At 72.2% G+C, this 21,739-nt stretch carries 20 protein-coding genes; 7 read left to right on the top strand and 13 right to left on the bottom strand.

Annotated elements, in window-relative coordinates; genetic code table 11:
• Positions 1 to 95: 95 nt before the first annotated feature.
• On the top strand, positions 96 to 584 hold the full coding sequence (locus tag C9F11_RS36435) for a TetR/AcrR family transcriptional regulator (protein ID WP_138967448.1): 489 nt from the start codon (positions 96 to 98) through the stop codon (positions 582 to 584).
• Between the two features lie 49 nt (positions 585 to 633).
• Here C9F11_RS36435 and C9F11_RS36430 read toward each other — a convergent pair whose 3' ends face one another.
• Positions 634 to 1,095: a cupin domain-containing protein gene (locus C9F11_RS36430; protein ID WP_138963779.1), complete on the bottom strand. Its 462-nt coding sequence runs from the start codon at positions 1,093 to 1,095 to the stop codon at positions 634 to 636.
• Between the two features lie 58 nt (positions 1,096 to 1,153).
• On the bottom strand, positions 1,154 to 2,764 hold the full coding sequence (locus C9F11_RS36425) for a tannase/feruloyl esterase family alpha/beta hydrolase (RefSeq protein ID WP_138963777.1): 1,611 nt from the start codon (positions 2,762 to 2,764) through the stop codon (positions 1,154 to 1,156).
• Between the two features lie 411 nt (positions 2,765 to 3,175).
• Between C9F11_RS36425 and abc-f the strand changes: the two genes are divergently transcribed.
• From abc-f to C9F11_RS36395, 6 genes are all read left to right on the top strand, one after another.
• Positions 3,176 to 4,810 carry a ribosomal protection-like ABC-F family protein gene (gene abc-f, locus C9F11_RS36420; protein WP_138963775.1) on the top strand — a complete coding sequence of 545 codons (1,635 nt, stop codon included), beginning with the start codon at positions 3,176 to 3,178 and terminating at the stop codon, positions 4,808 to 4,810.
• A gap of 160 nt (positions 4,811 to 4,970) precedes the next feature.
• Complete coding sequence (locus C9F11_RS36415) at positions 4,971 to 6,587, top strand: ABC-F family ATP-binding cassette domain-containing protein (RefSeq protein ID WP_249402267.1); 1,617 nt, start codon at positions 4,971 to 4,973, stop codon at positions 6,585 to 6,587.
• Between the two features lie 84 nt (positions 6,588 to 6,671).
• Entirely contained in the window at positions 6,672 to 7,232 is a 561-nt protein-coding gene (locus C9F11_RS36410) for an ABATE domain-containing protein (protein WP_138963771.1), read from the top strand.
• A 155-nt stretch (positions 7,233 to 7,387) separates the two neighbouring features.
• Entirely contained in the window at positions 7,388 to 8,731 is a 1,344-nt protein-coding gene (locus tag C9F11_RS36405) for a diacylglycerol kinase family protein (RefSeq protein ID WP_138963769.1), read from the top strand.
• On the top strand, positions 8,724 to 9,323 hold the full coding sequence (locus tag C9F11_RS36400) for a phosphatase PAP2 family protein (protein ID WP_138963767.1): 600 nt from the start codon (positions 8,724 to 8,726) through the stop codon (positions 9,321 to 9,323). The genes C9F11_RS36405 and C9F11_RS36400 overlap by 8 nt, the downstream gene beginning before the upstream one ends.
• 51 nt (positions 9,324 to 9,374) lie before the next feature.
• Positions 9,375 to 11,033, top strand: coding sequence for an alpha/beta hydrolase (locus C9F11_RS36395; protein WP_138963765.1), 1,659 nt, complete (start codon positions 9,375 to 9,377; stop codon positions 11,031 to 11,033).
• 14 nt (positions 11,034 to 11,047) lie between these two features.
• On the opposite strand, the gene C9F11_RS36390 is transcribed toward C9F11_RS36395, so the two are convergent.
• The 11 genes from C9F11_RS36390 to mfnA are packed head-to-tail and all read right to left on the bottom strand — an operon-like array spanning position 11,048 to position 21,739.
• Positions 11,048 to 11,941, bottom strand: coding sequence for an arylamine N-acetyltransferase (locus C9F11_RS36390; RefSeq protein ID WP_138963763.1), 894 nt, complete (start codon positions 11,939 to 11,941; stop codon positions 11,048 to 11,050).
• Between the two features lie 48 nt (positions 11,942 to 11,989).
• A complete protein-coding gene (locus C9F11_RS36385; RefSeq protein WP_138963761.1) occupies positions 11,990 to 12,385 on the bottom strand; it encodes a pentapeptide repeat-containing protein in 396 nt (131 codons plus the stop codon).
• A gap of 15 nt (positions 12,386 to 12,400) precedes the next feature.
• Positions 12,401 to 13,438 (bottom strand): BtrH N-terminal domain-containing protein, encoded by a 1,038-nt coding sequence (locus C9F11_RS36380; RefSeq protein WP_138963759.1) that lies wholly within the window; start codon positions 13,436 to 13,438, stop codon positions 12,401 to 12,403.
• A gap of 13 nt (positions 13,439 to 13,451) precedes the next feature.
• Positions 13,452 to 14,951 (bottom strand): radical SAM protein, encoded by a 1,500-nt coding sequence (locus C9F11_RS36375; RefSeq protein ID WP_138963757.1) that lies wholly within the window; start codon positions 14,949 to 14,951, stop codon positions 13,452 to 13,454.
• 7 nt (positions 14,952 to 14,958) lie between these two features.
• Complete coding sequence (locus C9F11_RS36370) at positions 14,959 to 15,831, bottom strand: carbon-nitrogen hydrolase family protein (protein WP_138963755.1); 873 nt, start codon at positions 15,829 to 15,831, stop codon at positions 14,959 to 14,961.
• Positions 15,831 to 16,535 carry a class I SAM-dependent methyltransferase gene (locus tag C9F11_RS36365; protein ID WP_138963753.1) on the bottom strand — a complete coding sequence of 235 codons (705 nt, stop codon included), beginning with the start codon at positions 16,533 to 16,535 and terminating at the stop codon, positions 15,831 to 15,833. Before C9F11_RS36365 ends, C9F11_RS36370 begins: the two co-directional genes overlap by 1 nt.
• A complete protein-coding gene (locus C9F11_RS36360; protein ID WP_138963751.1) occupies positions 16,525 to 17,898 on the bottom strand; it encodes a coproporphyrinogen-III oxidase family protein in 1,374 nt (457 codons plus the stop codon). Before C9F11_RS36360 ends, C9F11_RS36365 begins: the two co-directional genes overlap by 11 nt.
• Positions 17,895 to 18,872: an ABC transporter ATP-binding protein gene (locus C9F11_RS36355; protein WP_138963749.1), complete on the bottom strand. Its 978-nt coding sequence runs from the start codon at positions 18,870 to 18,872 to the stop codon at positions 17,895 to 17,897. The genes C9F11_RS36360 and C9F11_RS36355 overlap by 4 nt, the downstream gene beginning before the upstream one ends.
• The gene (locus tag C9F11_RS36350; RefSeq protein ID WP_138963747.1) at positions 18,865 to 19,647 is read right to left on the bottom strand and encodes an ABC transporter permease; all 783 of its coding nucleotides are present in this window, start codon (positions 19,645 to 19,647) and stop codon (positions 18,865 to 18,867) included. The genes C9F11_RS36355 and C9F11_RS36350 overlap by 8 nt, the downstream gene beginning before the upstream one ends.
• An 18-nt stretch (positions 19,648 to 19,665) precedes the next feature.
• Positions 19,666 to 20,514, bottom strand: a complete 849-nt coding sequence (locus tag C9F11_RS36345; protein ID WP_138963745.1) for a carbon-nitrogen hydrolase family protein — start codon at positions 20,512 to 20,514, stop codon at positions 19,666 to 19,668.
• Positions 20,515 to 20,557: 43 nt separating this feature from the next.
• Positions 20,558 to 21,739 (bottom strand): tyrosine decarboxylase MfnA, encoded by a 1,182-nt coding sequence (gene mfnA / locus C9F11_RS36340; RefSeq protein WP_138963743.1) that lies wholly within the window; start codon positions 21,737 to 21,739, stop codon positions 20,558 to 20,560.

Below are 21,739 nucleotides of genomic sequence, written 5' to 3'. Positions count from 1 at the left end.
AGGTAGCCCAGGTGCCCCACCTCACGGCTAGACTCCGTGCGGTGAGAGCCGACGCAGCACGCAATCTGGAAGCCGTCCTGACCACGGGGGCCCGCATGCTCGCCACCGACCCCGGTGCCAGCATCGCGAGCATCGCCGCCGAGGCGGGTGTGGACCGGCGTACCGTCTACCGGCGCTTCGCCTCCCGCGAGGACCTCCTGGCCGCCATCTACGACGCCCGCCTCACCGCCGTCGAGCGGGCCATCGAGGACGCCCGGCTGCGCGAGGCGCCCGTCGCCGTCGCCCTGCACCGCTACGTCGAGAACGTCATCACCGTCAACCGCACCTGGCCCGTCGACCTGGCCCGCATGCTCACCGACGACGCCGTCCGCCGGCGCAGGGACGCGTCCGTGCACGAGGTCGACGCCTTCCTCCGGCGGGCCACCGACGACGGCCTCCTGCGCCGCGACAGGCCCGAGGGCTGGGCGAGCGTCCTCCTGCCCCAGCTCATGCACCTGGTGTCACGGCACCTGCCCGACCTGAGCCCGGGTCAGGCGGCGGACGTCGTCGTCGACACCCTGCTCCACGGCATCGGCACGTCCTGACGGCGACGCCACCGGGCGCGTCCGGTGCACGGACGCGCCCGGCCGGGCTCTAGTAGGTGGTCACCAGGGGCTTCGTCTCGTCGACGACGTACGTGGAGAGCATCATCGTCGTCACCTTGCCCACGTTGCGGGCGTTGTGGACGGCCCCTTCCGGGATGAAGAACGGGTCACCCGTGCGCAGGCGGAGCGGCGGCCTGTCGTCGAACTCCATCAGTACGTCACCGCGGACGATGTAGCCGACCTCGACACCGGGGTGACTGTGCCGCCCCGACTCCTTGTGCCGCGGAATCTGCACGAGTGTCTGTACGGTCTCCCACCCCTTCGCGGGCGAGGGGTGCTCCTGGAGGAGCGTACGGGTGACGCCCCCGGTCGGATCGGGGTCCCCGCCGGGACGCGGGGACGGGCCGCGGGCGGGCTCCGCGGCCGAGGCGGCGGCCGACGGAGCGGCGGCGCCGAGGGCGCCGACCGCGGCGGCACCGCTCGTCCGTAAGAGACGGCGTCGATCGATCATCGTGGTTCTCCATTCGTGTACTGCCGTGCCATGGAGGTCATGGCGGAGGGCGGGGCGGTCAGTGCCGCTCGCAGCGGAAGCCGGTGGCGTCGGCCGGGTCGCCGTGGCCCCGGTAGCGGGACACGCGCGGGTAGCCGCACAGGTCGCGGGTGACGCTCCGCCCCTGGGCGTCGACGAGGGTGGCGGGCAGGACCGTCGGGGCCTCGCCGCGCTCGACCCAGGCCCGCAGCGCGCCGAGGTCGTCGGTGGCGCCCTTGCCCCTGTTGAGGCCGCAGTGCGGCGTGCCGGGGGCGAGGAAGAGCCGGTAGAAGTTGTCGACGCGCCGGGCGCCGCCCATGGCCCGCTCGACCTGTCGGCGGTACTCGACCGTGCCCTGCGGGGGGATGTACTCGTCGGCCTCGCCGTGCCAACTCAGCAGCTTCCCACCGGACTTGCGGAAGGCCGAGAGGTCCGGGTCGTCCGTGCCGATGACCTTGCCGTACTCGGCCCGCGACTGGCGGAACAGCCGGGCGAACCGCTCGTAGGTGATCGTCGCGACGTCGAACGACGGCTGCTTCTCCAGCCAGGTCGCGACCCAGGCACGCGGCACGGGGAACGGCTCGCCCTTGACGTCGCCGTGCGCGTCGGGCTCGGTGACGCGAGCCAGGCCCGTCAGGTCGGCGCCGACCGGGACGCCGGACCACAGCTTCTGGCCCGACGGGGTGCGCGGGCCGTCCCAGATCCTGCGGACCACCGCCGCGTCGGCCGCGGTGATGGTGTGCTTCCCGTCGTCGCACGGCACTTCGGTGCCGATCAGGCGGCGCGGGTCGAAGTCGCACCGGGCCGCGTCGTTGACCAGGCCGTCCCTGAGGCCGTCGAGCGGGTCGCAGGCCTTGACGGCGGCGTCGGTGAAGGCCTTGAACGCGCAGGAGGACGGGTAGGTCCGCTCGTTGTTCATGACCACCTGCGGCCACAGGGTGGCGACCTCGAACTCGTCCCAGCTGACGGCGGGCGCGTTCGCGAGGATGCCGTCGTAGTCGTCGGGGTGGCGCTGGGCCTCCATGTAGCCCTGGCGCCCGCCGGTGGAGCAGCCGTTGAAGTAGGCGAAGGAGGCACGCCTGCCGTAGACCCCGGCGACGGCCTGCTTGCCGAGGACCGCGGCCTCGTGCTGGGAGCGGGAGGCGAAGTTCGTCAGCAGCGCGGTGTTGACCCGCCCGTCGCCGCGCAGCCCCCAGTCGACGTCGAGGACGTCGCCGACGCCCGCGTCGGTGGTGGTCGCCGCGTAGCCGTTCTTGACCGCGGTGGCCAGGCCGACGCCGTTGTCCCCGGCCGCGTACGCGCTGCCGCCGAGCCCCTGGAAGCGGCCGTTCCAGCCGTCCTCCGGCAGCCAGGTCCGCACCGTGGCGCGGTCACCGGCCCCCGGGTGGGTGAGGGTGATCGTCACCTCGCAGTAGGCGGGGACGCCGGTGACCGTGCCGCCCAGGATTCCGCTTCCGTGGACGGTGCCGCCCGGTCGGCGGACCGCCGACACGGACTCCGCCTCGGCACCGGCCGGGGCCTTCAGGGGCGGCGCGACGCAGGCGGCCTTCGCGGGGCCGGAGCTCTCGTGGGGGGCCGCCGTCGCGGTCGGCAGGTACACGGACGCGGCCAGCGGGGCACCGGCGGCCAACACGGTCAGAAGTCGTCTCATGGATCGTCCCGTCCAGGGAAAGGGGTGCGCGCGAGCGCGCCGACATGTGGGTCCGGACGCCACCGACGCTATCACCGGTTAGACCGGTGACGGCAAGGGCGAGGGGGCGGCTTCGCGCCAGACCGGCGGGCGCAGACTGGCGGGCACAGGCCGACGACGAGGGGCGACCGCGGCCGCCGCTCGACGCACGGCGGCGAACACGCCTGCTACTGTGTGCGCGACGTGGACCCATCGATCGAGGAGTGGCAGTCGTGGCAGGTGACGACGACATCTCCGGGTGAGACCCGGATGTGACCGGCCGTCGGACGGCGCTGCACGAGCGCCCGTACCGAGGCCTCTTCGTCGTACCCCTCTTCCCACAACTGTCCAGGGCAGAGCTCTGTCTGCCCTCGATCCCCCGAGGTCACCTCCATGTCCGACGCCGCTGTCGTCTGCTCGAACGTCTCCTTCGCCTGGCCCGACGACACCCCCGTCTTCCACGACCTGTCCTTCACCGTCGCCACCGGCCGCACCGGCCTGGTCGCCCCCAACGGCTCCGGCAAGAGCACCCTGCTCAAGTTGATCGCCGGTGAACTCACTCCCGCCACCGGCTCGTTGTCGGTCGGCGGCACGCTCGGCTACCTCCCGCAGAGCCTCCCCCTGACCGGTGACCTCACGGTCGCCGAGGTGCTCGGCGTCGCCGCGGTGATCCGCGCCCTCGACGCCGTCGAGTCCGGTGACGTGAGCGAGGAGCACTTCACCACCATCGGCGACGACTGGGACATCGAGGAGCGCACCCGCGCCCAGCTCGACCGTCTCGGCCTGGCCGGTCTCGCCCTGGACCGCACCCTGAGCACGCTCAGCGGCGGGCAGGTCGTCTCCCTCGGCCTCGCCGCCCAACTGCTCAGGCGCCCCGACGTCCTGCTGCTCGACGAGCCGACCAACAACCTCGACCTGGAGGCCCGGCACAAGCTCTACGACGTCCTGTCGGACTTCACCGGCTGCCTGCTCCTGGTCAGCCACGACCGCGCGCTGCTCGACCGCATGGAACGCGTCGCGGAGCTCGGCAGCGACGAACTGCGCCTCTACGGAGGCAACTTCACCGCGTACGAGGAGGCCGTACGGGCCGAGCAGGAGGTCGCCGAGAAGAACATCCGCAACGCGGAGCAGGAGCTCAAGCGCGAGAAGCGCGAGCTGCAGCAGGCCCGCGAACGCGCCGAACGCCGCCAGAGCAACGCCGCCCGCAACCTCAAGAACGCGGGCCTCCCCCGCATCTTCGCGGGCAACATGAAGCGCGGCGCCCAGGAGTCCGCGGGCCGCGCCGGGCAGATGCACGCCGCCCGGGTCAGCGAGGCCAAGTCCCGGCTCGACGAGGCCGGGCGCGCGCTGCGCGACGAACAGCGCATCACCCTCGAACTGCCCGACACCCACGTGCCCGCGGGGCGCAACCTGTTCCTCGGCGAGGGGATGCAGGTCCACCACGGCGGCACGGCCGTGTTCGCCGACGGCGGCGTCGACCTCACCGTGCGCGGCCCCGAGCGCATCGCGCTGACCGGGCCCAACGGCGCAGGGAAGACCACCCTGTTGCGTCTGATCACCGGTGAACTCGCCCCGGACAGCGGTGAGACCAAGCGGAACGACGGGCGGATCGCCTACCTCTCGCAGCGCCTCGACCTGCTGGACGTGGACCGCACCGTGGCGGAGAACTTCGCCGCGTTCGCCCCCGAACGGCCCGAGGCTGAGCGGATGAACCTGCTCGCCCGCTTCCTCTTCCGCGGGCCGCGCGCACACCTGCCCGTCGGGGTCCTCTCCGGCGGCGAGCGGCTGCGCGCCACGCTGGCCTGCGTCCTGTGCGCCGAACCGGCCCCCCAGCTCCTGCTGCTCGACGAGCCGACCAACAACCTCGACCTCGTCAGCGCGGGCCAGCTGGAGAGCGCCCTCAACTCCTACCAGGGCGCCTTCATGGTGATCAGCCACGACGAGCGGTTCCTCACCGAGATCGGCGTGGACCGCTGGCTGCGGCTCGCCGACGGACGCCTCAAGGAGACCGGGGCGCCCGAGATGTGAGCCCGGCGCGTGCAGTGGCCCGCGCCGAGGCCGTGCGCCCCGCGGGCCGACCACCGCCACCGTCCCCATGGAGCGGATCCCCGTGCCCCAGCACACCCAGCACACCCAACACACCCAGCACGCCCAACACACCCGGGCCACCCGGCACACCCGGCACGCCCTGCTCGCCCACGACCTCGTCCGCGTCCTCGGCGGCCGGCGCGTCCTGGACGGCGTCGGCCTCACCGCGTCGCCCGGCCACCGCATCGGCCTCATCGGGGAGAACGGCGTCGGCAAGTCCACCCTGCTGCGGCTCCTCGCGGGCACGGACCGGCCCGACGCCGGAACCGTCTCGCGCCCCGACGACCTGGGCTTCCTGCATCAGGAGATGCCCTTCGCCACGGACGCGACCGTCGCCGCGGTCCTCGCCGACGCGCTCCGCGAGGCCCGTGCCGACCTCGCCGAGCTCGCCCGGCTCGGCGACGAACTCGCCCGCGTCCCCGAGGACGCCCCCGGCCACCAGGAGCTCCTCGACGCCTACGGCAGGCGCCTCGAACAGGCCCAGGACCGCGAGTCCTGGGACGCCGACCGCCGCGCGGCCCTGGTCCTCGACGGCCTCGGCCTGGGCTCGCTCGGGCACGAGCGCACGCTCGGGTCGCTGTCCGGCGGGCAGCGCGGCAGGCTCGCCCTGGCCGCGCTGCTCGTCCGGCGGCCGTCGGCGCTGCTCCTCGACGAGCCGACCAACCACCTCGACGACGGCGCCGCCGCCTTCCTTGAGGAGCAGCTGCGCGCGCTGCCCGGAGCCGTGGTGTTCGCCAGCCACGACCGGGCGTTCCTCGACGCCGTCTGCACCGACCTGGTCGACCTCGACCCGGCGGTGGCGGGGCCCGTGCGCTACGGCGGGAACTACACCGCGTACCTGAGCGAGAAGCGCGCCGAGCGGCGGCGCTGGGAGCGGCGGTACGCCGAGGAACAGGAGGAGTTGACGGAACTGCGCCGCTCCGCGCAGGTGACCGCGCACCGCGTCGCGCCGGACCGGGGGCCGCGCGACAACGAGAAGATGGGCTACGGCCACCGCGCCGGGCGCGTGCAGCACCAGATCTCCCGCCGCGTGCGCAACGCCGCCCGGCGCCTCGCGGAGTTGGAGCGCGACCGGGTCGCCGAGCCGCCTGCTCCCCTGCGGTTCGCGGCCGGGGCGCCGGCCGCGGCGGCCGAGGACGAGCCGCGGCCCCTGGTCGCCCTGCGGAACGCCCACGTGCCGGGCCGCCTCGCGCCGACCGCTCTGGAGGTGTCACCGACCGACCGGCTGCTGGTCACCGGCGCCAACGGAGCGGGCAAGTCGACGCTGCTCGCCGTGCTCGCCGGACGGCTCCCCGCCGAGGGCGTCGTCCGCGCACGGCATGGGTTGTCGGTGGGACTGCTCGACCAGGACACCGTGTTCGACCGGCCCGAGCGCACGGCGCGTGACACCTACGCGCTGTCGCTGGGCCCGGCGCGGGCCGAGCAGGTGCCCCTCGGCTCGCTCGGCCTGCTGCACCCGGGCGACCTGGACAAACCCGTGGGGCAGCTGTCCGTCGGGCAGCGGCGGCGGCTCGCGCTCGCCCTGCTGGTGGCCCGCCCGCCCGCACTGCTGCTCCTGGACGAACCCACCAACCACCTCTCCCCGCGGCTGTGCGACGAACTGGAGGAGGCCCTCGGCAGCGGCCCGGGCGCCGTCGTCCTCGCGAGCCACGACCGCTGGCTGCGCCGACGGTGGCCGGGCCGCACGATCCACCTGGAGCGCGACCACGGGCGGTGAGCGGACGGCCCGGCGCGGCGAGCGGGCGGCCCGGCGCGGTGGCGATTCTTGCGCCCCCCGACAGTCACCTGCCAGGATGGTGATGTGAATCTGGACCACGTTTTCGTCTGCGGACAGCCGGCCCTCGACTTCGCGGCCACGCTCCGTGCACGGCGCTCGGCGCGGTTCGAGATGTTCGTGACGCCGGAGCGGCTCAACGCCTGGTACCTGGAGTCCGGACTCGTGGACACGATCACACCCGGCCACGAGGAGGACGTCCGGGCGGCGATCACCCTCCGCGAGGCCGTCTACCGGCTCATCACCAACCGCCGCCTCGGCGAGGAGTTCGACCGCGAGGCCCTCGCCGTGCTCAACGGCGCGGCCCGCGCCACCCCGGTCACGCCCCAGCTCTCCCTGACCGGACGGCACAACGAGGCGACCCCCGCCCAGGCCCTGGCCACCGTCGCCCGCCAGGCCGTCGAACTGCTCAGCGGCCCCGACGTCCCGCTCCTCAAGGAGTGCGGCAACCCGGAGTGCACCCGCGTCTACGTCGACCGCTCCCGCGGCATGCGCCGCCAGTGGTGCGGCATGGAGTCCTGCGGCAACAAGATCAAGGCCGCGGCCTACCGCGCGCGGAAGAAGACCGCGCCCGCCACGACCGCCTGACCCGGCCGGGTACGCCCCGGGCTGCGCCCGGACCCGGCTCACCCGCACGGCCCGGCCGGGATGCTCCCCGCCCGCGACGTACGCAGGATGGTGCCCCGGACCAGGCGGCGGAGAGCGGGGCACGGCATGCGAGGGCGGCCACGGGCAGGACACGGGTGACGGGCTCCGGCAGCGGCGGCGCCGCGCGGTTCCTCGCCCGCCTGGCCGTGGTCGCCGCGCTCGGCACCTCGGCGGTCCTCGTTCTGGCGTTGCGGGAGGGCGGTCTGCTGATCCTCGGAGCCGGGCTGCTGGGTCTCGTCGTGTGCGCCGCCGGGCTGTGGTGGTTCCTCGCGCACCGCGGCGCGGTGCGTCTGTGCGGGGCGCTCGTCGCGGTCGCCGCGCCCGTCGCGGTCCTCGTGTACTTCGCGTACGACGGCCTGTGGCTGGCCGCGCTCGTCCTGATCCTGTGCTGGGGCGCGACGCTGCTCTGCGCCCGGGCGGCGCTGCGCGCGGCGGCCGCGGCGCGGCCGCCGCGGACGGTCGCCGCGCGCAGGCCCCGGCGGCCGGTGCTCATCATGAACCCCAAGTCCGGCGGCGGGAAGGTCGGCCGCTTCGGCCTCGCGGAGCGGGCGGAGGAGCTCGGCGCGCGCGTGGTCCTGCTGGACCCGTCCGCCCCGGCCGACGTCGCCGAACTGGCCCGCCGGGCGGTGGCCGACGGCGCGGACCTGCTCGGCGTCGCGGGCGGCGACGGCACCCAGGCGCTGGTCGCGGCGGTCGCCGCCGAGCACGGCCTGCCGTTCCTCGTGGTCTGTGCCGGCACCCGCAACCACTTCGCCATGGACCTCGGCCTGGACCGGGCCGACCCGACGCGGTGCCTGGACGCCCTGACCGACGGCGAGGAACTCCGGGTCGACCTCGGTGACGTCGCGGGCCGCGCCTTCGTCAACACGGTCTCCTTCGGCGTGTACGCGGACGTCGTACAGCGGCCCGAGTACCGCGACGACAAGGCGGGCACGGCCCTGAGCCTCATGCCGGACCTGCTGGCCGGCGAAGGGGTGCGACGGCTCGACGCCCGGACGGACACCAGCGCGCTCTCGTCCCAGCAGGCGCTGCTCGTCAGCAACAACCCGTACGGCTCGCCCGACGACCTCGGTGCCAGTGGCCGACGGCCACGGCTCGACAGCGGCGAGCTGGGCGTCCTCGCCCTGCGCGTCGAGGGCGCGGCCCAGGCCGCGGACCTGGCCGTGCGCGGATCGCAGTCCACGGGCCTCACGGTCATGACCGCGCGGCGGGTCGAGGTGACCTCCGACGCCGACGAGATCCCCGTGGCGGTGGACGGCGAGGCGCTGCGCATGCCCACGCCGGTGGTGTGCACGCTGCGCCCCGGCGCGCTGCGGGTCCTGGTGCCGCGCGACCGCCCGGGCGTCGTGGCGCCCGCGCCGCCGGTGAACTGGCGACGCCTCATCGACCTCGCCCTCGGCGGGCCGGGGCGGACCGCGGGACGGGAGAGCCATGGCTGACGAAGACACCGCCACGGACCGGCCCCGGTCGACGGCGGCGGCCGTGCTCGGGGACCTGCGCGCGATCGACGGGGCGCTGTACGCCGCCGTGGCCGCCACCCCCACGCCCACGCTCGACCGAGCGCTGCGGCGCCTCTCGCACGCGGCCGACCACTCGAAGATCTCGTTCGCCGTCGCGGCGGGCCTGGCGCTGGTGCCTGGGCGTCCCCGGCGCGCGGCGCTGGCCGGGACCGGAGCGGTGGCGCTCGCCTCGGTGGCGGCGAACCTGTTCGGCAAGCGCATGGTCCGCCGGCGGCGGCCCGACCGGGAGCAGGCCCGCGTCGTCGTGGACCGGCACGTGCCGATGCCGCAGTCGGCGTCCTTCCCCTCCGGCCACACGGCGTCGGCGGCCGCCTTCGCCACCGCCGTGGGCGTCGTCCTGCCCGCGGCGGCGGTGCCGCTCGGGGCGCTCGCGGTCGCCGTCGGCTACTCCCGCGTCCACACGGGCGTGCACTACCCCGGCGACGTCGCGGCCGGCGCGGTCCTCGGCCTAGCCGCCGCGGCGGTGTCCCTCGCGGTCGTGCGCCTCCCGCCGGACCGCCACAGCGGCTGAGATGCACTCCTCCCCGGTCCGGATGGCAGTGCAGGTGAGGCGGGAGGACCCATGAGCCCGAGGCCACCGGCGGCGCCGGGCACGCGCTGCGCGCGGTACGCGACGCTCCCCGGCGCCTGGGGAGCGCTGCTGCTCGTCTGCCTCTCCTTCACCCCCTCGCTCCTCCCCCGCGGCGGCCTCCTCCAAGGGGTGATCTCCGGGATCCTCGCCGCGATCGGGTACGGGCTCGGGACGGTCGCCGCGTGGATCTGGCGGGCCTTCGCCGACCGCGGGCCGCGGCCCGCGCGGCGGGCGTCCTGGCGGGCCTTCCTCGTGGCCGGGACCGCCTTGCTCGGCACCGCGTTCGGGCTCGGCCAGTACTGGCAGCACCAGATCCGCCGGCTCCTGGACGTGCCGGAGTACAGCCTCCTCCAGACGATCGCCTCGCTGCCGATCGCGTTCCTGCTCTTCTGCCTCCTCCTGCTGGCGGCCCGCGGGGTCCGCGGGGCCTACCGCCGGGTGGCCGCGCTGCTGCGGCGCTGGATCGGCGCGCGGGCGGCGCAGGCGGCCGGCGGGATCCTCGTGGCCACCGCGTCCGTCCTGCTCCTCAGCGGTGTGCTGGTCGACGGCCTGGTCGCCGCGGCGAACCAGGCCTTCTCGCTGCGCGACACGCGGACCGAGGAAGGGGTGCGGCGCCCCGCCACCGCTCTGCGCTCGGGCGGCCCGGGGTCCGCCATCCCCTGGGACTCGCTCGGCAGGAACGGGCGCACCTTCGTGTCCGGCGGCCCCTCGGCCGACGCCATCGCGCGGTTCACCGGCCGCCGGGCGCCGACGCCCGTCCGCGCGTACGCGGGGCTCGACACCGCGGACGACACCGAGTCCCGGGCCGCCCGCGCGGTCGCCGACCTGGAGCGCGCCGGGGGCTTCCGGCGCCGGAGCCTCCTGGTGGTGACGACCACCGGCAGCGGCTGGGTCGACCCCGCCGCGGTGGACAGCTTCGAGTATCTGACCGGCGGCGACAGCGCGAGCGTGGCCCTGCAGTACTCGTACCTGCCGTCGTGGATGTCGTACCTCGTCGACCAGTCGAAGGCCCGCGAGGCGGGCCGTGAGCTCTTCGACGCGGTCTACGACGTCTGGTCGAAACTTCCCGCCGACGACCGGCCCCGCCTGTACGTCGCGGGCGAGAGCCTGGGGTCGTTCGGCGGCGAGACCGCGTTCAGCGGGGAGTACGACCTCCGCAACCGCACGGCGGGCACGCTGTTCGCGGGGCCGCCGAACTTCAACACCCTGTTCCGGCGGTTCACCGACGACCGCGACGCGGGCAGCCCGGAGGTCCAGCCCGTCTACAAGGACGGGCGCACCGTGCGCTTCGCCGACGACGCCGCGGCGGACGTCCCGCCGCCGGACGCGCCGTGGGAGGGCACCCGTGTGCTGTACCTCCTGCACGCCTCCGACCCGATCGTCTGGTGGGGGCCCCACCTGATGCTCGACCAGCCGGACTGGATCGGCGAGGCCCCCGGGGACGATGTGCTCCCGAGCATGTTCTGGGTACCGTTCGTGACGTTCTGGCAGGTCACCGCCGACCTGCCGTTCGCCACCGGGGTGCCCGACGGCCACGGCCACCGGTACCGGGCCGCGTACGTCGACGGGTGGAACGCCGTCCTGCGGCCGACCGGCATCACCGAGCGGGACCTCGCCCGCCTCCGGGACATCGTGGCGGGTCACACCTGACGGCGGTCGGCGCGTCACCCGCCCCCGGCCGCGGGCGTGGTGACGGGCGGCGGCGCGAGGCTCGACCGGACGTCGGCGACGCGCGCCAGCAGTTCGCGCGTCTCGTGCGCGTTCAGGGTCAGCCGGAACTCCCGCGTGAGGACCTTCGCCAGGTCTTCGTCGTCGAGGTGTGACGTCTTCTCGCAGGTTCCGTCGGGCAGCACGCGGGAGAACTCCCGGTTGAGCAGGCGCCGCAGTTCGCCGCCGAGCCGCTGCATCACCACCAGCTGTCCGGTGAAGGGCGATTCGGGGTGGGTGGACGTGTAGTAGTTCGCCGCGTCGACGTCGGCGGCGCGCTGGCCGCGGCCCCCGAACGCGTACAGGGGGTTCTTCCCCGTCCCGGCCCGCTCCAGGAGCTGCCACCCCTCGTCGTGCCGCGCGAGGCGGAACGACCAGCCCCCTTGGGCGCACCACGCGCCCTCGGCGAGCGGCAGGGGTTCGAGCAGACCGGAGCCGAACCCGACGTCGGCCAGCCACTCGCCGTCCGATCCGCGGACGCGCAGGGTCAGATGCGTCCGGGGCCAGGGCCGTCCGGGACGCTCCCTGGGCCGGGCGAGCAGCCGGTCCACCCGGTAGCCGAGCTGGTCGAGGACCGCGCCGAACAGCAGGCTGTGCTCGTGGCAGTAGCCGCCGCGCCCGGATGCCACGAGCTTCTGCTGGAGGTCCGCGATCGATGTGGGGACGCCGCGCTCCAGCACGATGTCGATGTTCTCGAAGGGGATCGTCTCCACGTGGGCGCGGTGCAGCAGCCGCAGCGTCTGCCCGCACGGTCGCGCACGGCTCAGACCGGGCCTGCCGATCCGCTTCAAGTAGGTGTCGAGGTCGAGCTGTTTCACGCCCCATTCGTCAGCAAGCGCAGTGGTCGTCACCGGGGCCTCCTTCCGACGAACCCGCCAGGCCCTGTGGGACCTGCTCCTCTATGCCCAGATCGTGAGGTAGTCCGAGATCACCGCCGACCGCCGGAAGTCCGGATCGAGGACGGCGCCGGTGAGGTCCGCGCCGCTGAGGTCCGCGCCTTCCAGATTCGCTCCCACGAGGCGGCAGTTCATCAGGTCCGCCTGGATCAGATACGCCTCGCACAGGTCCGCGCCGTCGAGGGTGGCGCCGCGCAGGTCGGCCGTCATCAGGTACGACTCGCTCAGCACGGCCCCCGTGAGGTCCGCGTCCACGAGGTCGACCCCGCGCAGGTCGGCGCCGTGCAGCCGGGCGGCCCGCAGGTCGGGGCGGAACGGGCCCTCGGCCCGGCGGCGCCGCGCGTGTTCGTTCCACCGGTCGGGACCCTGCATCAGTACGGATTCGTCCACCGTCGGCATCTCTCCACCTCGCGCCTACAGAGCGGTCAGCGCGCCGAGCGCACGCTTCTCGACGTCCATCGCGGACCGGACCGTGTCCGTCACGCCGTCCACGAGCGACGTGAGGTCCGCCCGCGAGTCCGTCGCGCCTCGCGCCAGGAGCGTGGCTCCCAGGGTCTGCCAGAGGCGGCCGCTCTCGAAGAACAGCTCGGCCGACTCGGCGTAGCGGGGGTCGTCCGTGGCCGCCGCCACCCGCGTCAGGAAGCGGCCCATCAGCGGGCGGAAGAGCCCGCCCCCCGTGCCGAACGACTCGATCTGTCTGCCGACGTGCAGCAGTTGCCGGGCCAGCGCGTCGGTGCGGATCACCCGGCCTTCCAGGTCCACGTCCTCGACCTCGCCCCGCTTCGACCGCGGCCACGCCGCCGCCGCCGTGATCAGGCGCTTCATGCCGGGGATGCCCAGGCTCCTGCTCCCCGGTCCGAGCACGTCGCGGCAGAGGGTGCGGACGGCCACGGGGCCGACCAGGCGCAGCCGCGGGGTGGTGCGCCGCGGTCCGAAGACGTACACCTTGCGGTCCGGGTTCACCGGCGGCGAGCTCCTGCTGGCGCGGGCCGCGTCGAGATCCGCCGCGCCGACGACGACGGGCGTGTCGAAGGCCGGGTCCGACACCTCGAACGCCTCGCCGCCGACGCCGCGCGTCACGTTGACGAAGTACCCGCCGAAGGACGAGCGGCCCCCGAGCCCCCAGTGCGGCAGGAGTCCGAGGTCCACCCGGGTCATGACGGCGGGCGTCGAGGCGAGCAGCTTCGCGAGCGCGGCGCTGGACCTGGGCGTGTGCAGGCCCACCTCGACGCCCATCAGCCGGGCGGCGCGCAGCGGCATGATCTCCTGCTTGCCGACCACGATGTCCGGCGCGTTGCCGTTCGCGGGGAAGAACGAGAAGCCGAAGCCGCCGTCCAGGCCGAACACCACCTCCTCGTCCACGTCGAAGCCGCCCGCGGCGAGGATGCCGCACTGGCAGGCCGACTCGCAGTGGATCCCTCGCCGATGGACATAGCGGCCTGCCGAGTTCACCGGTCTCCCTCCCTCACGCCGAGCCGAGGGTGAGGGAGACCGGCTGCGGGCCGGTCGGCTTCGGGGCGCGCCGCAGCCGCGGCTTGTCCCGCATCACGTACTCGTACTCCCGCTGCATCTCGGCCACGGCCCGCATCGCGTCGGTCGACCGGTCCGTGAGGTTCTGGCCGCCGAGGCCCCACCACAGGTACCAGTTCTTGTGGCTGAGATAGGAGTCGCGGACGAAGTCGAGGGTCTCCCGGCTGGCGAGGATGTCCGGCTCGACGTAGAAAGCGGGGACGAACGTCCCCTGCCCTTCCTTCATGATCCCGGCCTTGACGGCCTGCTTCTCCAGCTTGGTGGCGCTCAGGACGCGGATGCCGAGGTTGGCGTAGATCTGGGCCGGGTTCAGATGCCGCTCGGTGAACCGGATCGACTCCTTCAGGGCCGCGGGCGTCTCCCCGGGACCGCCCAGGAAGACGCAGTGCGTGTGCTCGATCGGGCTGGCCGTGAAGAGGCGGTCGATCTCCAGGACCCGGGCCATGTCGAAGCCCTTCATGAGGTCCTGGAGCGCCTCGTCGGTGAGCGCGTCGGTGCCCAGGTCGACCCGGATGCAGCCGGCCGCGGTCAGCAGTTCCACGAACTCCGGCGTGACCGCGTTCGGGGTGAGCTGGCAGTACCAGGGCACGTCCAGCTTGGCGCGGACCATCTCCTCGCACACCTCGACCGCGTACTCCAGCGGATAGTTGAAGGTCGCGTCCACGATCTCGAACTCCCGGACGGCGGGGTTCTCCCGCATGGCCCGCTGGATCTCCGCGACGACCTCGGCCGGTTCCTTGAACCGGTTCCCCTTGCCCTCGGTCTTGCGGATGATGCAGTACGAGCAGTACAGCTTGCAGCCGCGCTTCGTCTGCAGCGTCTCGATCGCGGGCTGGGTGTCCCGGGTGAGGTCGGAGGCCGCCGAGACGCCCTCCTCGAAGTACCGCGGGTCGTAGACGGACCGGTCGGGGACCAGGGCGCCCAGGTCGAAGGCGGAGTTCGACGGGTTCTGGCGGAACCGGCCGTTCTCGTCGAGGTAGCACAGGCCCGAGACGTCGTTCAGGGAGCCGCCGACCTCCAGGTACTGCAGGAGCTGGACGATTCCCGCCTCGCCCTCGCCCGCGATCCCGAAGTCCGGCTGCGCGTACTCGAAGAACGAGAACGGCTCGACGGAGAAGCCCGACCCGCCGAGGACGACCTTGGCCGAGGTGTACTTGCGCACGCACCGGACGATCTTCTCGGTCATCGGGCCGAAGAAGATGGGGTCGATGAACGTCAGGTTGTCCAGGTTGCGCACCGCGATGCCGACGACGTCGTACGTCTTGGCGGTGAGGCGCTCCCTGACCGCCTTCAGCTCCCTGGACTCCCACAGCAGGTCCAGGACGTCGACCTCGTGTCCGGCCCGCTTCGCCGCGGCGCTGATGTAGGCCATGCCGATCGGCAGCGCGGGCCGCGGCACCCGGATCTTGTTGGTGGAGATGAGGAGAACTCGCATGGGGCCATCACTTCCGTTCGCCCGCGTCAGGAGCGCCCGCGACCTCGAGGGACCGCCAGTACGTCGCAGGCTGGAGGTCCGCGCGCAAGGTGGCCGACTTCCGGTAGCGGCGCATGCGCTCCATGTCGACCTCGACGACGCCCACGCCTTCGCCGCTCTCCAGGAAGACCATGCGTTCGTCGCCGTCGACGAAGTCGAACTGCTCCGCCTCCAGGAACAGGGGGTCCGCCACGACCTGGCTGCACCCCATGTAGCCGAAGCCCGCGTACAGGTTCGTACCGATGCCGGACGCGAACGCGATGACGCACTCGGTGTCCACGGCCCGCGCGAGGAGCCGGAGGTTCGCCACGTACCCGAACATCTCGGGGACCAGGGCCGAGCACACCAGCATGTCGACGCCCCGGCGGTAGTACTCCCGCGCGGCCTCGGGGAAGTTGATGTCGTAGCCCTGGAGGAGGCCGACGCGTCCGAACTCGACGTCGAAGACGGGGTAGTCCGAGCCGCTGGACAGATACCGGCTCTCCAGTTCGTGGCAGTGCACGCGCCGGTAGCGGCCGACGAGGGTCCCGTCCGGGCCGAACAGGACCGAGGTGCTGTAGTACGCGCCGTCGTCGCCGCGCTCCAGGAGACCGGCGACGAGGTGGATGTTCGCGTCCCGGGCCAGCTCGCCCAGGCGGTCGGTCTCCGGGCCCGGGATCGGGACCGCCACGTCCGCGACCTCAAGGATGTTGCCCGACGTCAGAAAGGCCTCGGGCAGACAGACGAGGGTCGCTCCGCGCCCCACCGCCTCCGCGACGTACCGCTCGGCGCGCCGCATGTTCGCCGTGTGCCGTCCGAGCTTCGACTCCATCTGGACGACTGCGATCGTGACGGCCGACATCACATGCTCACGGGCTCGATGGGGCGCGAGGAGATGACGAGGCCGAGGTCCTCCTCGACCACGTGCCAGTCCGCAAGACCGGCCTGGCCGAGCAGATCGACCGCTTCCTCGCGGCAGTACGCCGACTGCAGCGACCTCATGAACTCGTCGCCGCCCTCCTTCACGAACTGGAGGATGAAGGTGATGTGCCCCTCCTCCGCGTGCCGGTTGATGTCCTCGATGATCACGAGGCCGTCGGGCTTGCAGATCCGGGCGCACTCCTTCAGGGTCTCGACGGGCCTGCGCCAGCGGTGCAGGGAGGAGAACGAGAACACGATGTCCGCCGAGTCGTCGGGGAACGGCAGCCGGCTCAGCTTGGCGAGTTCGAACTCGACGTCGCCCTCGGTGTTCGCCCACACGGCGAGCGTCAGGTTGTCCTCGGCGACGTCGACCAGGTTCTGGTTCTCCTCCACCCCGGACACCGCCAGGTGCGGCAGCTTCCCGGCGACGTGCAGGGACAACAGGCCGGTGTTGAAGCCCACTTCGACGAGGTCGGTCATCCCGTCCCGGACGTGGGCCATGATGCGGTCGGTGGGCCGCTTGTACGCCATCAGCGCGGAGCGGCGCATGCCGAGGTCGTAGGCGCGCACGCCCTCGATGTCGGCGTACGGGGCCGTCTGCGGCACCCGGGCGTCCAGGTCGAGGAGCCGTGTGTCAGTGGTCATGGCAGGCCTCCTCGGCCGACGGCCTGGTGATGATCTCCAGGGGCAGCGAACGCGACGAGATGAAGTTCGAGATGTCGGCGCCCAGGTGCTGGGGGTAGCGCCGGTACTCCTGCGAGTAGAACGCCTTCGAGATGTTGTCGAGGTAGTACCAGCCCTTGGGCCCGGTGACCTCGATGCCCTTCTCGTCGACGGTGACCAGTCCCTTGTCGACGAGGTCGTCGATCTCGGCGCGGAACGTCTCGACGAAGTCGACGCCGTGCAGCCTGCGGAAGGTCTCCCGGTCGACGCGTCCGGCCTTGACCCCGAGGACCATGGAGCGCCGGATCGCCTCGGACTTGGTGATGTGCTTGCCCATGGCGATGGGCAGGCGGCCGTCCCGCACGGTCTCGATGTAGCGGCCGATGTCGGGCTCGTTGAAGTACCAGTAGTCGCGCAGGTGGCCGGTCGCGGTGGGGCCGAGCGGGATGATCGGCACGTCCTCGCTCCACGACGTCTCGCCGTACTTCGGCTGGTACCCGGGCTTGGCGAAGCAGTCGCCGTAGTAGCCAAGGAAGCCGTGGCGGGTGAGTTTGTCGGCGGCGAAGAGGAACATGTCGTCGACGACGGCCCGGTCGGGCACGGGCGGGAGCTTGCGCCGCTTCGTGGAGACCTGCGCGAACTCCATGTAGGTGTAGAAGGACACACAGGTCACACCGAGCTCGATGGCGACGTCGAGGCTGTGCTCCCAGCTCTCCATCGTCTGCCCGTTGATGCCGTGCATCAGGTCGATGTTGATGTTCTCGAAACCGCACGCGCGGAGCAGGCGGATGCTGTTCTTCAGCATCTCCGGGTCGTTGGGCCTGCCCAGGTTCTTCAGCTCCTCCGCCACGAAGGTCTGCACGCCGAGGCTGACGCGCCGTACGCCCCGCTCCAGCAGGACCCGGGCCTTGCGCTCGGTGATGTCGACGGGCGTCGTCTCGATGGAGAAGTCCGCGTCCTCGGCCATGTGCAGGCTGCCGAAGAGGTGCCCGAGCAGGTCGTCGAGCTGGGGTGCGGTGAGCGCGGTCGGCGTTCCCCCGCCGATGTAGCCCAGGGTGATCTCGTGGTCCTGGACGTAGGGGCGACCGGCGTAGTTGGTGATCTCGGCCTTCAGGGCGTCCAGATAGGTCCGGGTCAGGTCGCGGTCGGTCTGGTGCTTGATGTAGGGGCAGCTGAAGCACAGGCGGTTGCAGAACGGGATGTGGACGTACGCCCCCATGGGCTTGCGGGCGAAGACCTCTTCCTCGGCGACCGGCACGTGCTTCGTCGGGTACTGGCGCACCCACTCGTTGTCGCGCTCGGGATACTCTTTCCAGAACGGCATGCTGGTCGTGGTGATGCTCATACCAGTTGCTCCAATTCGGCTTGCTCGACGATGGCTCGGACGACGTCCGCCAGAGTGGGCGCGAAGTAGGAAACGGAGCGGAGCGCGATGCCCTCGGCATGCGCACGGGCCACCACCTCCGCCAGAGAGTTCCGGTGGTCGCCCGCACTCAGTGCGATCCTCACTCCGTTCTCGACGTCGTGGGCGGACCGGATCAGACCGCTCGTCATCACCTGACGCGCCGCCCAGGACCGCAGCTGCGCGAGGTGCGGTTCGGCGAACGCCTCCAGGACCAGGCTCGACCGCTCGCCCGACCGCGTGACGGCCGCCAGTGAGGCGTCCTTGATCTGGCGCCCCTCGTGGAGCACCACGACGGAGTCGGCGAGCGCGACGAGTTCGTCCCGGTGATGGCTGGCGAAGAGGACGCCGACGCCGTCCCGCTTCAGGCTCCGCAGCAGCTCAAGGAGGGTCTCGCGCGCGGTCGGGTCGAGCCCCGTCGTCGGCTCGTCGAGGATCAGGAGATCGGGGCGGTGCGCGACCGCGCAGATGACGTGCAGCTTGCGCTGGCTTCCCCCGGAGAGGGTGCGGACGTACTGGTCGTGGTGGCGTTCGAGGTCGGCCAGGGCGATGAGTTCCTCGTAGCGGCCCGCGTCGGCCCGCCGGAGCTTGAGTTGGTGCTTGACGTACGTCTCGACCGAGACGCCGTCGGGCAGTTCCTTCGTCTGCTGGACGTAGCCGATGTGCCGGCTGACCTGGCCCCAGCGGCGCGGCGGCGTTCCGCAGATCTCCACCGTGCCGTCGCCCGGGCGCAGCAGGCCCGCGATGAGCCGGATCAGCGTGGTTTTTCCGGAGCCGTTCGTGCCGATGACGGCGACGCCCTCACCGGCGGTGACGGAGAATTCTATGTGGCGGAGCGCGAAGTTCGGACTGACGCGGTATTCGAGCTTCGCTACCGAAAGCACGGGCGCCGCGGCGCCCCTTGCCGTATCAGCCATGGCCGATCCTCCAGCGGAATGCGAACGAGGCGATACCGACCGCCAGCAGAGCATAGGCGACGGCGAGAAGCAGCGACAAGGCCGATACCGAAGGCCCTTCCCCGGTGGCCGCCCGGAAGATCTCGACGTGTACGGCGAGCGGCAGCCTTTCGAAGACGGACCCCAGAGTTCCGAGGTTCCGCAGGGGAAAGAAGATGCCCGCGAAATACATGAGGGGGATCACGATGATGTTCACGACCCCCGGGAACGAGATCTCGTTCGTGTACGTCGCGACCAGGATTCCGAGTCCCGCGAAGGCCATACAGGTCGTCAGGAAGCCGAGGACGAAGAGCGGCATCGACTCGATCCGGGCGTCGAAGACCCAGACTCCGAGAATGAGGACGAGGACGAACTGGAAGAGGCACTTCAACACGACGCCGATGAGCCTGGCGAGCAGGAATCCCGAGTACGAGAGGGGCGACAGGATGAGATCCTCGATCGTTCTTCGATTCCGATCGATGATCATCGTGTAGCCGACGGTGTAGGTGCAGCTGAACATGATGCCCGAGGCGACGATGCCCGGGAAGACGAATCCGAAGTAGTTGGTGGCCGAGTCCGAAGGGCTCACCATCTGGTCGGTCGCCGCGCCGAACGCGAGCACCATCGACACGGACGTCAGGAGGGTCGACACCGCGAACAGGCGGTGGTCGAGGAACTGCCGGAGGTCCATGGCGACGAGCCCGCTCACGTCCGCGAGCCAGCCGGAGCGCTCCGACCGGGCGCGGTCCGCCCGCATACGGCCTGTCCTCATCGCTCACGCCCCCTTGTGGGCGGTGGCCCAGGTCGAGCGGGCGTCGTCGTGGAACGGCAGCCCCGCGCGCAGCTTGCGCCGCTGCCGCAGGTGCACGGCCGCGTCGATCACGGTGTCGCGCGTGCCCGCGCCCGCCTCGGCGAGGACGTCCGCCTCGGGGTCCTCGCGGGCGTCCTGCACGAGACCGTCGACGATCAGGCTGCGGCCGAGATAGGGCATCATCGCGAACCGGTTCTCCCCGACGGCGCTGGCCAGGACGAGCGCGCACTCGTTGTCCGCGGCCCGGGCGCGGCAGATCGACCGCACCGGGTGCGAGTAGGGCGCGAACAGGTTCGCCGCGCAGAGGACGACGTCGGCGCCCTGGAGCAGGTACGGCCTGGCGGCCTCCGGGAAGCGGATGTCGTAGCCGACGAGGAGCCCGATCCGCCCGACGGGCGTGTCGATGGCGGTGCCCGGCACCCCGGCGGTCACGTACTCCGCCTCCCCCGCCCAGACGCACGCCCGGTGGTACCAGCCGAGGGCGTCCCCCGAGGGCCCGACGAGCACGGCCGCGTCGTAGACGTCACGGCCGTCGGCCACGAGGACGCCCGCGGCGATGTGGATTCCCAGACCGCGGGCCTGGTCCGCGAGGAATTCCACCACGGGGCCGTCGCTCGCGGTCGCGTCCGCGCGCAGCGTGGGGAAATTGACCCCGGTCGCGAACGCGCCCGGCAGGCACACCAGATCCGCCTTCCGCTCGGCCGCGACCGCGAGCATCTTTGCCGCGCGCGCCTGGTTCTCCTCCCGCATTCCGGGTTCGATCCACATCTGGATCGCGGCGATTCGCGTGGCGGGGCCGCGGAACAGGCTCATCGCGCGGCTCCCGTCCGTTCGGCTGCCGCATGGCTCGCTGACATCACTCCGCCGCCACCTCGGCCTCTGTTTCCTTGCGGGCCCGGTCGAGCACGGGAATGAATTCGTCGACCATTTCCCGTGTGACGTGCCGGGCGACGACGAGGCGCAGGGTCTCGACGAACCGCTTCGACGTCGAGACGATCCAGCCCCACGATTCGAGCCGCTCCGAAATCTTCGAGGCGTTCGGCATTCTGACGACGACGATGTTCAGCTCCGGCTCGATGAACAAGGTGTACCCGGCCGCTCGAAGCCCGGCCACAAGATGAGCGGTCACCTCGTAGTTGGTGCGCGTGATCGACAGGAATCCCGAATGTCCCAGGTGTTCGAGGACGGCGTAGGTCGCGACGGCGGCGCCCCCGGGGCGCGTGCCGAGGAACGTGTGGTGGGTCGGTGTGTCGATGAAGAACGAGTCGAAGGCGAATTTCCCGGCGTCCTCGGCACCCCGGAACAGGATCGCGCCGGCGGGCACGCTGACGAGCCCGTATTTGTGCGGGTCGATGGTGATCGAGTCGACGCCGTCGACCGAGAAGTCGAACTGCGGCAGATCGTGGCCCAGTTCGCGGGCGAAGGGGATGATGAAGCCGCCCGTGGCCGCGTCGACGTGCAGATGGACCTCGTGCGGGGACACGGCGCGGGCGATCGCGTCCACCGCGTCGACCACGCCGAACTCGCTGCTGCCCGCGGTGGCGACGACCGCGATGGTGTGCTCGTTGAGGTGCCGGGCCACCTCGTCGGCGGGCAGGCGCAGCGCCGCGTCGACGGGGACGACGACCGGTGTCAGGCCGAGCAGCCCGAAGACCTTGGTGAACGAGAAGTGCACGGTGCTGCTGACGACGACCTCGGGGCGGTCCGTGAGCCGGCCCCGGGCGCGGGCCGACTCGCGGGCCACCAGCATCGCGATGAGGTTGGCCTCGGTCCCGCCGGACACCAGGTTCCCGGAGCCCTCGGGGTTGCCGAGCAGGGAGAGGAGCAGTTGGACCGCCTTGCGCTCGATCCGCTTGGACCCGCGGAAGATGCGGACGTCGCCCAGGTTGGTGTGCGCCGCGGCCGCGGCCGTCTCCACGCCCAGGGGGTGCGGTTCGGTGCAGATGGAGTTGAGCACGCGGTTCCACGGAACGTCGTCGTCCATCTCGGCCGCGATCCGGCGCCGGACGACGGACGCGGGAATGCCGTCGCTTCGCAT

The organism is Streptomyces sp. YIM 121038, from assembly GCF_006088715.1.
Taxonomy (GTDB): Bacteria; Actinomycetota; Actinomycetes; order Streptomycetales; family Streptomycetaceae; genus Streptomyces.
The sequence above is the reverse complement of the archived record's forward strand: the minus strand, read 5'-3'. Positions and strand labels throughout refer to the sequence as shown.

What these genes read in the sequence shown, in the direction of transcription:
- C9F11_RS36425 (WP_138963777.1), bottom strand. Translation starts at nt 2,764, where the DNA reads ATGAGACGACTTCTGACCGTGTTGGCCGCCGGTGCCCCGCTGGCCGCG.
- C9F11_RS36435 (WP_138967448.1), top strand. Translation starts at nt 96, where the DNA reads ATGCTCGCCACCGACCCCGGTGCCAGCATCGCGAGCATCGCCGCCGAG.
- C9F11_RS36400 (WP_138963767.1), top strand. Translation starts at nt 8,724, where the DNA reads ATGGCTGACGAAGACACCGCCACGGACCGGCCCCGGTCGACGGCGGCG.
- C9F11_RS36350 (WP_138963747.1), bottom strand. Translation starts at nt 19,647, where the DNA reads ATGCGGGCGGACCGCGCCCGGTCGGAGCGCTCCGGCTGGCTCGCGGAC.
- C9F11_RS36345 (WP_138963745.1), bottom strand. Translation starts at nt 20,514, where the DNA reads ATGAGCCTGTTCCGCGGCCCCGCCACGCGAATCGCCGCGATCCAGATG.
- C9F11_RS36355 (WP_138963749.1), bottom strand. Translation starts at nt 18,872, where the DNA reads ATGGCTGATACGGCAAGGGGCGCCGCGGCGCCCGTGCTTTCGGTAGCG.
- C9F11_RS36365 (WP_138963753.1), bottom strand. Translation starts at nt 16,535, where the DNA reads ATGACCACTGACACACGGCTCCTCGACCTGGACGCCCGGGTGCCGCAG.
- C9F11_RS36360 (WP_138963751.1), bottom strand. Translation starts at nt 17,898, where the DNA reads ATGAGCATCACCACGACCAGCATGCCGTTCTGGAAAGAGTATCCCGAG.
- C9F11_RS36370 (WP_138963755.1), bottom strand. Translation starts at nt 15,831, where the DNA reads ATGTCGGCCGTCACGATCGCAGTCGTCCAGATGGAGTCGAAGCTCGGA.
- mfnA (WP_138963743.1), bottom strand. Translation starts at nt 21,739, where the DNA reads ATGCGAAGCGACGGCATTCCCGCGTCCGTCGTCCGGCGCCGGATCGCG.
- C9F11_RS36375 (WP_138963757.1), bottom strand. Translation starts at nt 14,951, where the DNA reads ATGCGAGTTCTCCTCATCTCCACCAACAAGATCCGGGTGCCGCGGCCC.
- C9F11_RS36395 (WP_138963765.1), top strand. Translation starts at nt 9,375, where the DNA reads ATGAGCCCGAGGCCACCGGCGGCGCCGGGCACGCGCTGCGCGCGGTAC.
- C9F11_RS36430 (WP_138963779.1), bottom strand. Translation starts at nt 1,095, where the DNA reads ATGATCGATCGACGCCGTCTCTTACGGACGAGCGGTGCCGCCGCGGTC.
- abc-f (WP_138963775.1), top strand. Translation starts at nt 3,176, where the DNA reads ATGTCCGACGCCGCTGTCGTCTGCTCGAACGTCTCCTTCGCCTGGCCC.
- C9F11_RS36385 (WP_138963761.1), bottom strand. Translation starts at nt 12,385, where the DNA reads ATGCCGACGGTGGACGAATCCGTACTGATGCAGGGTCCCGACCGGTGG.